This is a genomic window from Mycobacterium sp. (assembly GCF_050701675.1).
GTDB lineage: Bacteria > Actinomycetota > Actinomycetes > Mycobacteriales > Mycobacteriaceae > Mycobacterium.
The window spans coordinates 1-14,017 of sequence record NZ_JBOGDD010001089.1 but is presented as its reverse complement, the minus strand read 5'-3'; the positions used below and the strand labels follow the sequence as shown (position 1 = coordinate 14,017).

At 69.5% G+C, this 14,017-nt stretch carries 16 protein-coding genes; 12 read left to right on the top strand and 4 right to left on the bottom strand.

Annotated elements, in window-relative coordinates:
* The 6 genes from ACRDUX_RS33440 to ACRDUX_RS33415 form a co-directional block, all read left to right on the top strand.
* Positions 1-656: helix-turn-helix transcriptional regulator (locus ACRDUX_RS33440; RefSeq protein WP_526420586.1), on the top strand; the 656-nt coding region annotated here is incomplete at its 5' end.
* A complete protein-coding gene (locus ACRDUX_RS33435) occupies positions 653-1,636 on the top strand; it encodes a helix-turn-helix transcriptional regulator (protein WP_526420584.1) in 984 nt (327 codons plus the stop codon). The genes ACRDUX_RS33440 and ACRDUX_RS33435, both read left to right, overlap by 4 nt.
* 30 nt (positions 1,637-1,666) lie before the next feature.
* On the top strand, positions 1,667-1,933 hold the full coding sequence (tatA, locus tag ACRDUX_RS33430) for a Sec-independent protein translocase subunit TatA (RefSeq protein ID WP_526420588.1): 267 nt from the start codon (positions 1,667-1,669) through the stop codon (positions 1,931-1,933).
* A 59-nt stretch (positions 1,934-1,992) separates the two neighbouring features.
* On the top strand, positions 1,993-2,943 hold the full coding sequence (gene tatC, locus ACRDUX_RS33425) for a twin-arginine translocase subunit TatC (protein WP_526420582.1): 951 nt from the start codon (positions 1,993-1,995) through the stop codon (positions 2,941-2,943).
* Positions 2,927-5,707 carry a DEAD/DEAH box helicase gene (locus ACRDUX_RS33420; RefSeq protein ID WP_526420580.1) on the top strand — a complete coding sequence of 927 codons (2,781 nt, stop codon included), beginning with the start codon at positions 2,927-2,929 and terminating at the stop codon, positions 5,705-5,707. The genes tatC and ACRDUX_RS33420 overlap by 17 nt, the downstream gene beginning before the upstream one ends.
* A 50-nt stretch (positions 5,708-5,757) precedes the next feature.
* Positions 5,758-6,519 (top strand): DUF4333 domain-containing protein, encoded by a 762-nt coding sequence (locus ACRDUX_RS33415; protein WP_526420578.1) that lies wholly within the window; start codon positions 5,758-5,760, stop codon positions 6,517-6,519.
* Here ACRDUX_RS33415 and ACRDUX_RS33410 read toward each other — a convergent pair.
* Together ACRDUX_RS33410 and ACRDUX_RS33405 are read right to left on the bottom strand one after the other, a co-directional pair.
* A complete protein-coding gene (locus ACRDUX_RS33410) occupies positions 6,516-7,475 on the bottom strand; it encodes a 5'-3' exonuclease (protein ID WP_526420576.1) in 960 nt (319 codons plus the stop codon). The two genes, ACRDUX_RS33415 and ACRDUX_RS33410, sit on opposite strands and share 4 nt — an antisense overlap.
* Complete coding sequence (locus ACRDUX_RS33405) at positions 7,472-8,329, bottom strand: hotdog fold domain-containing protein (RefSeq protein WP_526420574.1); 858 nt, start codon at positions 8,327-8,329, stop codon at positions 7,472-7,474. Before ACRDUX_RS33405 ends, ACRDUX_RS33410 begins: the two co-directional genes overlap by 4 nt.
* Before the next feature lie 22 nt (positions 8,330-8,351).
* Here ACRDUX_RS33405 and ACRDUX_RS33400 point away from each other — a divergent pair, with 22 nt between their 5' ends.
* Entirely contained in the window at positions 8,352-8,747 is a 396-nt protein-coding gene (locus ACRDUX_RS33400) for a VOC family protein (protein WP_526420572.1), read from the top strand.
* A gap of 10 nt (positions 8,748-8,757) precedes the next feature.
* Positions 8,758-9,882 (top strand): M24 family metallopeptidase, encoded by a 1,125-nt coding sequence (locus ACRDUX_RS33395; RefSeq protein WP_526420570.1) that lies wholly within the window; start codon positions 8,758-8,760, stop codon positions 9,880-9,882.
* A gap of 17 nt (positions 9,883-9,899) precedes the next feature.
* Here ACRDUX_RS33395 and ACRDUX_RS33390 read toward each other — a convergent pair whose 3' ends face one another.
* The gene (locus tag ACRDUX_RS33390; protein ID WP_526420568.1) at positions 9,900-10,130 is read right to left on the bottom strand and encodes a FitA-like ribbon-helix-helix domain-containing protein; all 231 of its coding nucleotides are present in this window, start codon (positions 10,128-10,130) and stop codon (positions 9,900-9,902) included.
* Between the two features lie 21 nt (positions 10,131-10,151).
* Complete coding sequence (locus tag ACRDUX_RS33385; protein WP_526420566.1) at positions 10,152-10,568, bottom strand: F420-dependent biliverdin reductase; 417 nt, start codon at positions 10,566-10,568, stop codon at positions 10,152-10,154.
* Between the two features lie 35 nt (positions 10,569-10,603).
* Between ACRDUX_RS33385 and dprE2 the strand changes: the two genes are divergently transcribed.
* The 4 genes from dprE2 to ACRDUX_RS33365 are packed head-to-tail and all read left to right on the top strand — an operon-like array spanning position 10,604 to position 14,005.
* Positions 10,604-11,356 (top strand): decaprenylphospho-beta-D-erythro-pentofuranosid-2-ulose 2-reductase, encoded by a 753-nt coding sequence (dprE2, locus tag ACRDUX_RS33380; protein ID WP_526420564.1) that lies wholly within the window; start codon positions 10,604-10,606, stop codon positions 11,354-11,356.
* The gene (gene cbiE, locus ACRDUX_RS33375; protein WP_526420562.1) at positions 11,353-12,531 is read left to right on the top strand and encodes a precorrin-6y C5,15-methyltransferase (decarboxylating) subunit CbiE; all 1,179 of its coding nucleotides are present in this window, start codon (positions 11,353-11,355) and stop codon (positions 12,529-12,531) included. The genes dprE2 and cbiE overlap by 4 nt, the downstream gene beginning before the upstream one ends.
* Positions 12,528-13,283 (top strand): precorrin-4 C(11)-methyltransferase, encoded by a 756-nt coding sequence (gene cobM / locus ACRDUX_RS33370; protein WP_526420560.1) that lies wholly within the window; start codon positions 12,528-12,530, stop codon positions 13,281-13,283. The genes cbiE and cobM overlap by 4 nt, the downstream gene beginning before the upstream one ends.
* The gene (locus ACRDUX_RS33365) at positions 13,283-14,005 is read left to right on the top strand and encodes a cobalt-precorrin-6A reductase (protein ID WP_526420558.1); all 723 of its coding nucleotides are present in this window, start codon (positions 13,283-13,285) and stop codon (positions 14,003-14,005) included. Before cobM ends, ACRDUX_RS33365 begins: the two co-directional genes overlap by 1 nt.
* Positions 14,006-14,017 lie beyond the last annotated feature (12 nt).

The following is a 14,017-nucleotide window of genomic DNA, read 5'->3' as shown; positions in this document are numbered from 1 at the left end:
AGGGTGCGCTGCTCAAGCTTCGGGCGGCGGGCGTGGACGTCGACGCGCCGGAGTCCGCCGTCGCGATCACCGCGACGTCTTCGCTGCCGGGCCTGCGCGGGTCGGAGGACGTGCTGGGAATCCTGTTGGCCGCGATCGACTCCGGCCAGGCGGTCCAGTTCAAGCACCGTGCCTCCCGCAGCGATCCGCACACCGACCGCACGGTGGAGCCGTGGGGCGTCGTGACCCACCGCGGCCGGTGGTACCTGGTCGGGCATGACCGCACCCGCGACGCCACCAGAACCTTCCGGCTGTCGCGTATCGATGCCGACGTCAAGGCCACCGGATCCAAGGGCGCGGTGCACCGGCCCGACGGCGTCGACCTCAGGGAGATCGTGCACCGGGTGGTGGCAGACCTGCCGCCAAGCGCGCAGGCCAGGGTCTGGGTCGCCGACGGCCGAGGTACGGCGCTGCGGCGTCAGGCCGTCACCGTCACCACGAAGTCGCTGGCGGGGCGCGACGGTGACGAGATCGCGCTCGACATCGGCAGGCAGGACCGGTTGGCCCGCGAGATCGCGGGCTACGGCGCCGACGCCGTGGTCGTTGAGCCGGAGTCGTTGCGGGACGACGTGATCGAGCGGCTCCGCGCGCAAGCCGGGGGAGGTGCGCACTCGTGAGTAGCGTGTCGACCCGCCTGGTGCGGCTGCTCAACATGGTCCCGTACCTGCGGGCCAACCCAAGGATCACCCGCGCGGAGGCCGCCGCTGAGCTCGGGGTGAGCGAGCACCAGCTCACCCTGGACCTCGATCAGCTGTGGATGTGCGGACTGCCTGGCTACGGGCCTGGCGATCTCATCGACTTCGAGTTCTCCGGTGACACCATCGACGTCACGTTCTCGGCGGGGATGGATCACCCGCTGCGACTGACGTCCCCCGAGGCGACGGGCATCCTGGTGGCGCTTCGGGCGCTTCTCGAGGTGCCGGGCATCGTCGATCCGGAAGCGGCGCGCAGCGCGATCGCCAAGATCGAGTCCGCGGCCGGAACGGCGACCGGCGCCCGCGAGGGCGCCGATGCCGCGACCGACGAGCCGGCACCGATCGAGAGCCAGGCCGCGGCTGCGGTGCGCGCCGCGGTACGGGACGGTCGCGCGCTGGCCCTCGACTACTACTCGGCATCGCACGACACGCTGTCGAGCCGTGTCGTCGACCCGATCCGCGTGGTGCTCGTCGGTGACCGCACCTACCTCGAAGCGTGGTGCCGCACCGCCGAGGGGGTCAGGCTGTTTCGGTTCGACCGCATCGTCGATGCGCGCGTGCTCGACGAGCGGTCCGCGCCCCCCGAGCCCGCCGTGCAGGCTGGGCCCGACACGTCGCTGTTCGACGCGGACCCGTCGCTGCCTGCCGCGACGCTGCTGATCGACCGGTCCGCCGCGTGGATGTTCGACTACTACCCGCTGCGGGTGCTGCACGAACTGCCGGGCGGCGCCTGCGAGGCGGCGATGACGTACGCGTCCGACGGCTGGATGGCGAGGTTCGTCCTCGGCTTCGGTTCGGCGGTCCGCGTTCTGGAGCCTCAATCCCTGGCAGACCGGGTGCGCGACTCGGCCGTCGCCGCGCTGCAGGCCTACGAGGTCCCTAGTGCAGGAGAGGGCGAGTAGACTCGCCCCCAACATCTGGAGGTGTCCAAATTGGGTGGTCTACAACCGTGGCACTGGTTGATCGTCATCGCGGTGTTCGTGTTGCTCTTCGGCGCTAAGAAGCTCCCCGACGCCGCGCGTTCGCTCGGCAAGTCGATGCGCATCTTCAAGTCGGAGATCAAGGAGATGCAGTCCGACGGGAAGCCGGACGACGACGTCCAAAGCGGGGCAGCCAAGCCCGCGCCGACGCCCATCGCCTCGGAGCGTGTGGAGCCCGCACCGGCGCCGCAGCAGCCCACCGAGCAGCGACCGGCCTGACCAAACCAAACCTTCGGCGCGCCGCGAGGCCGCGCCGTTAGGTGGCGTCCAGAGGACCCGTGCAAACCCCCGGAATCTTCAAGAGGCTCGATCCGCGCCGTCGACGGGCCAAGGCCAACCCAGACGGCACGATGTCGCTCGTCGACCATCTGCAGGAGCTCCGCAACCGTCTCCTGATCGCGGTCGTCGCGATCCTGGTCACCACGACACTCGGATTCTTCTGGTACACCCACGGCGCCTTCGGCCTGCCCAGCCTCGGCGACTGGCTACGCGCGCCCTACTGTTCGCTGCCGCCGTCGGCGCGCGCGACCATCGCTCCCAACGGTGAGTGCCGTCTGTTGGCCACGGCGCCATTCGACCAGTTCATGCTGCGGCTCAAGGTCGCCTTGACCGCGGGCGTCGTGCTGGCCTGCCCGGTCTGGCTGCATCAGCTGTGGGCGTTCATCACGCCTGGTCTGTACAAGAAGGAGCGCCGGTTCGCGTCGGTGTTCGTCGCCTTCGGCGCTGCGCTGTTCATCGGCGGCACCGTGCTGGCGTACGTGGTGCTGTCCAAGGCGTTGAGCTTCCTGCTCACCGTCGGCAGCGATGTCCAGATCACCGCGCTGTCGGGTGATCAGTACTTCAGCTTCTTGATCAACCTGCTTCTGGTGTTCGGCATCAGCTTCGAGTTCCCCCTGTTGATCATCATGCTGAACCTGGTCGGCATGCTGCCCTACGAGCGGCTCAGGGCCTGGCGGCGTGGGCTGATCTTCGGCATGTTCGTGTTCGCCGCCTTTGCGACGCCGGGTTCGGATCCGTTCTCGATGTTGGCGCTGGCATTGGCGTTGTCGTTGTTGCTGGAGTTCGCCATCCAGGTGGCTCGCGTCAACGACAGGCGCAAGGCCCGCCGCGCCGCGCTCGAGGACGTTCCCGACGACATGGCTGCCCCGCTGGGTGACGTGGAGCCCGTCGAGCCGCCGACGACCGTGTCCACCCCGTCCCGGCTGGGCATCGATGACCAAGCCACCTGAGACGCCGCCGGGGGCCAGCCAGCTCGACGGCTTCGCGGGGGAGCTGCCGTTCTCGCTCGACGACTTTCAGCTCCGCGCCTGCAGGGCGCTGGAGAATGGGCACGGTGTGCTGGTGTGCGCCCCGACGGGCGCGGGCAAGACCGTCGTCGGTGAGTTCGCCGTGCACCTCGCGCTCGCTTCTGGCCGAAAGTGCTTCTACACCACGCCGATCAAGGCGCTGAGCAACCAGAAGCACAACGATCTGGTCGCCAGGTACGGCGCGTCCCGCATCGGCCTGCTCACCGGTGATCAGTCGATCAACGGCGATGCCCCGGTCGTCGTGATGACCACCGAGGTCCTTCGCAACATGCTGTACGCGAACTCCAATGCGCTACACGGGCTTTCCCACGTCGTCATGGATGAGGTGCACTTCCTCGCCGACCGGATGCGCGGCGCCGTCTGGGAGGAGGTGATCCTGCACCTGCCCGAGGACGTGCGGCTCGTCAGCCTGTCGGCGACCGTGAGCAACGCCGAGGAGTTCGGCGGCTGGATCCAGACCGTCCGCGGTGACACCACCGTCGTCGTCGACGAGCACCGGCCCGTTCCGCTGTGGCAGCACATGATGGTCGGCAAGCGGCTCTTCGATCTGTTCGAGGGCACCGAGGCCAAGGCCGACCCGTCTCTGGTGGACAAGGAGCTGCTCCGTCACATCACCCACCGGCGAGAGGCGGACCGGCTGGCGGACTGGCAGCCGCGGGGCAGGCCGGGAAACCGTGGTCGCCCTGGGCAGCGCGGACGGCCGACCATGTACCGGCCGCCGTCGCGCCCCGACGTGATCGGCGCCCTCGACAACGAGGGCCTGCTGCCCGCGATCACGTTCGTGTTCTCCCGCGCTGGTTGCGATGCGGCGGTGAAGCAGTGCCTGCGTTCACCCCTACGGCTGACGACGGACGTCGAGCGCACCCGCATCGCCGAGGTGATCGACAGGCGATGTGCCGATCTAGACGATGCCGACCTGGTGGTGCTCGGCTACTACGAATGGCGAGAGGGGCTGCTTCGCGGGATGGCCGCCCACCATGCGGGCCTGTTGCCCGTCTTCCGCCACACCGTGGAGGAGTTGTTCACCGCGGGACTGGTGAAGGCCGTATTCGCCACGGAGACACTCGCGCTGGGGATCAACATGCCCGCGCGCACCGTCGTGCTCGAACGCCTGGTGAAGTTCAACGGTGAGCAGCACGCTCCGCTGACACCTGGGGAGTACACCCAGCTGACGGGCCGGGCGGGCCGACGCGGCATCGACGTCGAGGGGCATGCCGTGGTGCTGTGGCACCCCGACGTGGAGCCCGCCGACGTCGCGGGGCTGGCGTCCACCCGGACGTTTCCGCTGCGCAGCTCGTTCGCGCCGTCGTACAACATGACGATCAACCTGACGCACCACATGGGCCCGGAACAGGCGCATCAGCTGTTGGAGCGGTCGTTCGCCCAGTTCCAGGCGGACCGTTCGGTGGTCGGACTGGTTCGTGGGGTGTCCCGCGGTGAACGGATGATGGACGAGCTCGCCGCCGACTTCGGTGGCAGGGACGCTCCGATCCTCGCGTACGCGCGGCTGCGCGCGACGATCTCCGAGCGTGAGCGGGCGCAGTCCAGGGCATCGCGGCTGCAACGGCGGAACGCGGCCAACGACGCGCTGGCCGCGCTGCGCCGTGGTGACATCATCACGATCGGGCAGGGCCGCCGCGGCGGGCTCGCCGTGGTGCTCGAACCGGCGGGCGACCGTGAGGACCCCAGGCCGCTGGTGCTGACCGAAGATCGTTGGGCAGGCCGCATTTCGTCGACGGACTTCAGTGGATCCTCCGCGCGGGTGGGGTCGATGACGTTGCCCAAGCGCGTCGAGCACCGGCAGCCGAGGGTCCGTCGCGACGTCGCGTCCGCATTGCGGTCGGCGGCGGCGGGTCTGCCCGTGCCTGCCGGAAGGCCCAAGCGTGGCCAGCTGCCTCGCGACGCAGACCACGACGTGGATCCGGATCTGGCCGCGATGCGCGAGCAGTTGCGCGCCCATCCCGCGCACCACCTCGCCGACCGTGACGCGCAGATCCGCATCGCGGAGCGCTTCCTGCGGATCGAGCGGGACAACGCCGAGATCCAGAAGAAGGTTGCGGCAGCGACCAATTCGTTGGCGCGCACGTTCGACAGAATCGTGCTGCTGCTGACCGAGCGCGGCTTCATCGAGCCGATCGAGGGCGGCGACCTCAAGGTCACCACCGACGGTCTGCTGCTGGCGCGCATCTACAGTGAAAGCGATCTGCTGGTCGCGGAGTGTCTGAGAAGCGGCACCTGGAACGGTCTGGATGCCGCGGAGCTGGCCGCGGTGGTGTCCTCCGTGCTGTTCGAGTCGCGCGGTGACACGCCGGGCGCGTCACCGGTCGTGGAGGGGGCGACACCCGGCATGCGGCGCGCGCTGTCACAGACCCGCAGGTCGTGGTCGGAGATCAGGGCCGACGAGCAGCGTCACCGCCTGCCGGCGAGTCGCGAGCCCGATCCGGGTTTCGTGGCGGCCGTTCACCGCTGGGCGACGACGGGTGATCTGTCGGCGTCGTTGGCTGCCTCCGACGCCTCGGGTACCGGATCACCGCTGTCTGCAGGCGATTTCGTCCGGTGGTGCCGACAGGTGCTCGATCTCCTCGACCAGGTGCGAAATGCCGCCCCGACACCGGAGTTGCGGGCAGGAGCGAAACGCGCGATCGGCGCGATTCGGCGCGGCGTCGTCGCCGTTGACGCAGGGTAGTCTTTTGCAGAAGTTTCAGATTCGACGAGAAGACGCACCTAGGAGTGACGATGAGCGGACCGCAGGGATCCGACCCCACTCAGCCGTGGGCGGGTCAGCAGCCCGCCGACCCCGCGTGGCAGCAGCCCCAGACTCCTGAACAGGCGCCGACCGAGCAGCCTGCGTGGGGGCAGCAGCCTCCCGCGTACGGGCAGCAGCCCCCCGCCTACGGCGGCCAGCCGTACCAGCAGCCGCAATACGGTCAGTCCGGCCAGTACGACCCGAACCAGCAGTACGGCCAGCAGCCCACCGCGTACAGCCCCTCGTCTTACCCGCAATACGGCCAGCCGCCGGGGCAGTACGGACAGCAGCCGCAGTACGGTCAGCCCGGCCAATACGACCCGAACCAGCAGTACGGCCAGCAGCAGCCCGGTCAGTACGACCCCAATCAGCAGTTCTCGCCGTACTCGTCGACGGGCGGTCCAGACGGGTCGAAGAAGTCGGCGAACGTCGTCCTCGGCGTGATCGGCGCCTTCGTGGTCATCGTCCTGATCGTCGTCGGCATTCTGGGCTTCTGGAAGCCAGGCTGGTTCGTGACCACCAACCTCGACGTCAAGGCCGCGCAGACCGGCGTGCAGCAGATCCTCAGTGACCAGACCAACGGCTACGGCGCCAAGAACGTCGAGGGCGTCAACTGCAACAACGGGGCGAACCCCAAGGTCGTCAAGGGTGGCACGTTCGACTGCGAGGTCAGCGTCGACGGCACCAAGCGCCAGGTCACGGTGACGTTCCAGGACGACAGCGGTACCTACGAGGTCGGTCGGCCCCGCTAGCCGAAGGGCAGCGCGTCGAGCGCCTTCTGCAGCCGCGCGATCGATGACGTGACGCCGAGTTCACCCGCCAGCTCGGCGACCTTTCGCGGGTGCCGGGCGGTCAGGGGCAGTGCGTCAGACTCGGTCGACATGGTGACCTCCGCATCGGTGGCGACCCGGACGACCTGCTCCGCAGCGATCACGTAGTCGGTCGCCGCCAGCAGCTTCTTACGCTGCGCCGCAGGCATTTTCGACGACGGATCGGCCGCCGCCGACATGATCCGCTGGAGTGAACCGTGCTGGCCGAGCAGCGTGGCCGCCGTCTTCTCGCCGACGCCGGCGACCCCTGGCAGGCCGTCGGACGGGTCCCCCCGCAGCAGGGCCAGTTCCGCGTAGGCGGCGCCGGCGCGGTCGACGGGCACGCCGTACTGTTCGGCCACCTCTTCTGGGCCGAACATCGTCGCCCTTGCCAGTCCGCGCCCGATGTAGAACACCCTGACCGATACCGGTTCGTCGGCGACCAGCTGGAGCAGATCCCGGTCGCCGCTGACCACGACCACGGGGTCGCGTCGCTCTCTGGCCGCCAGGGTGCCGAGGACGTCGTCGGCCTCGAAACCTTCGGCGCCCGCGGTGGCGATGCCGAAGGCGTCGAGCATCGCCATGATCATGTCGACCTGCGGGGTCAGGTCGTCGGGCACTTCCTCGACGTCCGGTTGGGCGCCCGAGCGTTCCTCCTCGACGCGGTGCGCCTTGTACGAGGGGATCAGATCCACCCGCCACTGGGGCCGCCAGTCGAGGTCGAGGCAGACCACCAGCCGGGCCGGGCGTTCCCGGGTGACCAGCGTCGCCACGGTGTCGAGGAACCCGCGCAGGGCGTTCACCGGCCGTCCGTCGGGTGCCGTGATCGAGGACGGGACGCCGAAGAAGGAACGGAACCACATGCTGGCGCCGTCGAGCAGCATCACGGGTGCGGTCATCGGTGCGTCTCGATTCGGAAGAGGTAGGAGCCTGCGGTGATCGGCTTGTCGTCGCTGCCTTCGTCGTGCAGCACGACCCTGACCGCTACCGCACCGTCGGCGCCCGTCAACGGTTCCGCCTGCACCCGGAACGGGCCGACCTTGCCCCGCGCGAGGAACATCACGTGTGACGACACGCCCTGCAGCAGATCCGTGTTCACCACTGCCGCGGCGGCATCGGCGGCGGCGGTCTCGAGGATGACGAACTGGGGACCGATGTGCAGGGCGGCGTCGGGGGACGCCACCTCCGCGGACAGTTCGGGAAGTGCCCAGCACTCGTCGGCGCGGCGGTGGCCTCCGAATACCCGCCACAGCGGCGGCAGGTCCGGTGTGTCGACGACCTCGATGTTGTCGACCTCCATCTTCGGCAGGCCGCCCGGGGGCGTGCCGATGGTGACGCCCTGGCCCTCGATCAGGGCGAGCACGCGGTCGGGCTGGTCGGCATCGACGATCTTGGCCCGGCTGTAGCCCATCTGCCTGCCGCGTTTGAGCTCCTCTGACACGATCTCGATGCGCCGCACGTCGCGGCCGGGGTCGAGGATCTGGCAGGAGTGGATGACGGGGTTCGGCACCGCCTCCAGATCCGACATGTGCCCGCTCTCGGGGGCCGAGATGCCGAGCACCGCCAGCAGCAGCCCGCCCGTCGGGTTGCGCATGTCGTGGCGCAGCGTGACGGTGTTCTCGACGGCGCGTGGGTCCATCGACGCGTACTGGCGGCCGATGTAGCGATAACTGAGCAGACCACCCCAGCGCCGGCCCAGTTCGTCGGCGTAGGCGTCGCGCTCGTCGGTGAGATCGCGGATGTCACGCACCATTCGAGTGACAGTAGCGTGGGGTATGACCTTCACCGTCGACCGCATCGATCACGTCGTCGTCAACTGCCGTGACGTCGAGGCCACCGCGGACTGGTACGTCCGGGTGCTCGGCATGAAACGCGAGACGTTCGCCGGGGGCCGGACCGCGTTGCGGTTCGGTGATCAGAAGCTCAACCTGCGACCCACCGGCGCGCAGAACTGGGTGACGGCGGCGGTGGATCAGCCGGGCACCCTGGACCTCTGCTTCATCGCGGACGCGCATCCCGACGCGATCGGGGCGCACCTGCGCGAGTCTGGTGTCGAGATCACCGAGGGGCCGGTCACCAAGACCGGCGCTCTCGGCCCGATGACGTCGCACTACTGCCGGGATCCGGACGGCAACCTGATCGAGGTCGCCAGTTATCGCCACGCCGATTAACCTCGACGCCATGACTTCCGACCGATTCAGCACCGACGTCTACGCGGGCCGACTGCGGGCGGCCACCGCCGCGGCGGCCGAAGCCGGGCTCGCCGGTCTGGTCATCACCCCGGGGTACGACCTTCGCTACCTCGTCGGGTCGCGCGGTCAGACCTTCGAGCGGTTGACCGCCCTGGTGCTGCCCAGCGACGGTGAGCCCACCGTCGTCGTGCCTCGCATGGAGCTGGCGTCGCTCAAGGAGTCCGCGGTGACCGAACTGGGTCTGGCGGTGCGGGATTGGGTCGATGGCGACGACCCGTACCGACTGGTCGCCGACGCACTGGGGGGTGGCCGGGTCGCCGCGGCCGTGACCGATTCCATGCCCGCGCTGCACCTGTTGCCGTTGGCGGAGGTGTTCGGCGTCGTTCCGGTGCTGGCCACCGACGTGCTGCGGCGGCTGCGGATGATCAAGGACGACGCGGAGATCAAGGCGCTGCACGAGGCCGGAGCAGCGATCGACCGCGTCCATGCCAGGGTGCCCGGATTCCTGGTGCCGGGCCGCACCGAGGCCGACGTCGCCGCCGACATCGCCGAAGCCATTGTCGCCGAAGGGCATTCGGAAGTCGCCTTCATCATCGTGGGGTCGGGTCCCAACGGCGCCGATCCGCACCACGAGTGCTCCGACCGTCAGCTGGTGGTTGGCGACATCGTCGTCGTCGACATCGGCGGGCCCTACGAGCCCGGCTACAACTCGGACTCGACCAGGACGTACAGCATCGGCGAACCGGACGGTGACGTGGCGAGGCGCTATTCGGCGCTACAGCGAGCCCAGCGTGCGGCGGTGGCAGCCGTGCGGCCGGGAGTCACCGCAGAGCAGGTCGACGCGGCCGCCCGCGACGTCCTGGCCGCCGAGGGATTGGCGGAGGCGTTCGTGCACCGCACCGGGCACGGGATCGGGCTGTCGGTGCACGAGGAGCCCTACATCGTCGCGGGAAACGACCTGTCGCTCGAGGAGGGCATGGCGTTCAGCGTCGAGCCCGGCATCTACTTCGCAGGCGAATGGGGTGCCCGCATCGAGGACATCGTGATCGTCACCGCGGACGGGGCGACGTCGGTCAACGAGCGCCCGCACGAACTGCTGGTGGTTCCGGTCTGACCGCCAAGGCGCTGGTATCAACCACGATCACGTTCCCTCCGGATTGCCTCCACGGCGGCCGACAGCGGCACCGAGCCGCCCGTGCGGCCAGCGACCCGCTCGAGCACTTCCTCTACCGTGGGCATCCGCGCTTCCTCGATCAACCGGGTAAGCAGGTATTCCTGAAGCGACTGGTGTGCGTGTGCTGCGCGCCGCCGTAAGACCGCGAGTGTCTCCTCCGGAACGTCCTTGATCTGCACGCTCGTCATGGCTCCATTCTGGCGCCAGCGTCAGGCGTCGCGGCCGCGATCCAGGAGTTCCGAGGACCCGAGCACCCGTTCGATCCGCACCTCGATCACCACGCGCCGCGGGTTGACCCTCGGGGTGCGGTAGCGCTGGGCGTATCGCAGTTCGGCGTCGCGGACCGCGTCGGGGTCGGCGTTCACCGACGAGCTGCCCTCCAACGACAACCAGCGGGCGCCGTCGACCTGGCTGAGTACGGCCATCCCGCGCTGATCGGCGTTGACCGCCTTCTGCGAGCCACCGGTCGTGATGACTCGCGCGACGTGCGTCTTGGGGTCGAACGTGAATCCGACCGCGACGACGTGCGGTGAATTGTCCGCGCGAAGGGTGGTCAGCATGGCGAGATGCCGTTCGGTCAGGAACGCCAGCGCGTCGTTGGTGAGCCGCGTAGTTGCCTTCGCCATCGGTGTCCAACCTAGCGCAGGACATAATCGCAGCCATGGAGGACACGGCTGACACTCGCGTGGTGGTTGTTTTCGGCGGGCGCAGCGAAATCGGGCTCGAGTTGGCGACTCGGTTGGCTCGGGGCAACACCGTCGTGCTCGCCGCGCGGGGCGCCGACCGGCTGACCGACGAGATCGCCGCGGTGACGGCGGCGGGCGCCGCCGGTGTTCGCGTCGCGGAGTTCGACGCCGACGACCTCGCCTCGCACGGACCGCTCGTCTCCTCGATCGTCGCCGAGCACGGTCCGATCGGGGTCGCGGTGTTGGCGTTCGGAATCCTGGGTGAGCAGACCCGTGCCGAGGTCGATGCCGCCCACGCCGCCGCGATCGTGCACACCGACTTCACCGCGCAGGTGAGCCTGCTGACGGTGCTGGCCGCCACGATGCGATCGGCGGGCGGGGGCGCCATCGTGGTGTTCTCGTCGGTGGCGGGTGCCCGCGTGCGCAGGGCAAACTACGTGTACGGCTCGGCCAAGGCCGGCTTGGACGGGTTCGCGCGCGGACTGACCGACGCGCTGCACGGCTCCGGGGTTCGGCTGTTGCTCGTCCGTCCCGGCTTCGTCGTCGGCCGGATGACCAAGGGCCTGTCACCCGCGCCGCTGTCGAGCACACCGCAGCAGGTGGCCGACGCGGCGGCGCGGGCACTGGCCAAGGGGCGCAGCGAGATCTGGGTACCTCGGTCGCTCGCGCTGCTCGCGTTCGGGCTGCGGTCGATGCCGCGGTCGGTGTGGCGCAGGTTGTCGCGATGATCATCGTGGTCGGCATTGGCGCGGACGGGATGGCGGGGCTGCCGCCGTCGTCGCGGAACGAATTGATGAGGGCGACGGTCGTTTACGGCTCGCGACGCCAACTCGACCTGCTCGACGAAAGCATCTCCGCAGCGAGGCGTTCGTGGCCATCGCCGATGCTGCCCGCTCTGCGTACCCTGCTCGACGAGACCGAGGGCGACGTACACGTCGTCGCCAGCGGTGACCCGCTGCTGCACGGGGTCGGGAACGCGCTCATCCGCCTGCACGGACCGGACGTGGTCGCCGTCCTGCCGCACGTCTCGTCGGTGACGTTGGCGTGTTCACGGGTTGGCTGGGCGGTGCAGGACACCGAGGTGATCAGCCTCGTCACGGCCGCCCCCCATACGGCGGTGCGCCGCGGCGGCCGGGCCGTCGTGTTGTCTCGCGACGCAACCAGTCCAGCCGCGCTGGCGAAGCTGCTCACCACGACAGGACGGGGGGACTCGGAGATGACCGTGCTCGAACAACTCGGCGGGCCAAGGGAACTGCGTCGCTCGGCCACCGCCCGAGAGTGGGCGGCCCGGCCGCCGGGGGACGTGGACTCACTCAACGTGATGGCCGTGCGCTACCTGCCGGAGGATCGGCGGTTTGCCGCGTTGCCCGATGACGCGTTCGCACACGACGGGCAGCTCACCAAGCAGTCGATGCGCGCGGTGACGTTGGCCGCGTTGGCGCCACGGCCCGGCGAGCTGCTGTGGGACGTGGGTTCGGGTTCGGGCAGTATCGCGATCGAGTGGAGCCGCAGCGGACCTGGCTGCCGGGCCGTGGCGTTCGAACGCGATGAGGTGCGCCGCAACCGCATCGCCGAGAATGCGCACGCATTCGGCGTCCACGTCGACGTGCGCTTGGGCGCGCCAGCGGCGTTCGACGCGGAGCAGGCGCCCTCGGTGATCTTCGTGGGCGGCGGGCTGACCCAGCCCGGGCTGCTCGACGCCTGTTTCGAACGGCTTCCCGTCGGTGGCCGTCTCGTCGCCAATGCGGTCACGGTCGAGTCCGAAGCCATGCTCGCGCAGTGGTATTCGCGCGTCGGCGGTGAGCTCCGTCGGTTCCAGCACTATCGCGGTGAACCCGTCGGCGACTTCACCGGCTGGCGCCCAGCGATGCCCGTCACCCAGTGGGCGGTGACCAAGCGATGACCGTCTACTTCATCGGCGCGGGTCCCGGTGCTGCCGATCTCATCACCGTCCGCGGCGAGCGGCTGCTCAAACGGTGCCCCGTGTGTCTCTATGCAGGCTCGATCATGCCCGAGGACCTGCTGGCACTCTGCCCGCCGGACGCACGCGTGATCGACACCGGGCCACTGACGCTGGATCAGATCGTCGCGGAGCTCACCGACGCCCACTCCGCGGGTCTCGACGTGGCCCGACTTCACTCCGGCGACCCGTCGATCTACAGCGCGCTCGCCGAGCAGTGCCGCCGACTCGACGCGAAAGGGGTCGACTACGAAGTCGTGCCCGGCGTGCCCGCCTTCGCTGCCGCAGCGGCTGCCCTCGGCCGAGAGCTCACGGCGCCGGGGGTTGCGCAGACCGTTACGTTGACGAGGGTCGCGACCCTGTCGACCGCGATGCCGGAAGGGGAGGACCTGCGCTCGCTGTCGGCGCCAGGGGCCACGCTGGTGCTGCACCTGGCGGCCGCGCAGATCGACGCGATCGTGCCCGACCTCCTCGCGGGCGGGTACGGCCCCGAAACTCCCTGCGCGGTGGTCGCCTTCGCGTCGTGGCCGCAGGAGAAGGTGCTCAGATGCGGTCTTGGCGAGCTCGCCGAGGAGGTGCGTGCCGCGGGTGTCACCCGCACCGCCGTCATCATCGTCGGCGACGTTCTCGCCGCCGACGGATTCGCCGACAGCTACCTGTATTCGCCCGCGCGACGGCGCGGGAGCAGGCACTAGTGCGGATACTGCTGCTCGGCGGCACGGCGGAGGCGCGCAAGCTCGCCGCCGAGTTGCATCCGGACGTTCGGGTGCTGAGCTCGCTCGCAGGCCGGGTTCCCGATCCGGCGCTGCCGGTCGGTGAGGTCCGCATCGGCGGGTTCGGGGGAGCCGACGGAATCGGCCGCTGGCTGCGTGATGATCGGGTCGATGCGGTGGTCGACGCCACCCACCCGTTCGCCGCCACGATCACGGCCAACGCCGCCGCGGCGTGCCGGGAGTTGGGCGTGCCGCACGTCGTCCTGGCCAGGCCGGCGTGGCCCCAAGGTGGCGCGATCGTGGTCGACTCGGACGTCGCCGCTGCGGACGTCGTTGCGCGGAAGCAGTTTTCGCGGGTGTTCCTGACCACGGGGCGTTCGGGGAGTGCCGCGTTCGCGGGCGTCGACGCGTGGTTCTTGATCCGGGCGGTGACCGCGCCGGAGGGCGATGCCCTGCCAAGGCGACACGAACTGCTGCTCTCCCGCGGCCCGTACCGCTACGCCGATGAGCGGAAGTTGTTGGCGGACTACGGCATCGAGGCCCTGGTGACGAAGAACAGCGGTGGTGACATGACGCGCTCCAAGGTGGACGCCGCCGACGAGCTGGGAATTCCCGTCGTGATGGTCGACCGGCCGGCACTTCCCGAGGGCGTCCACACGGTGTCGACCGTCGCGGCTGCCGCCGCGTGGGTCAGAGCGCTCTGACCAGGTCCAGAC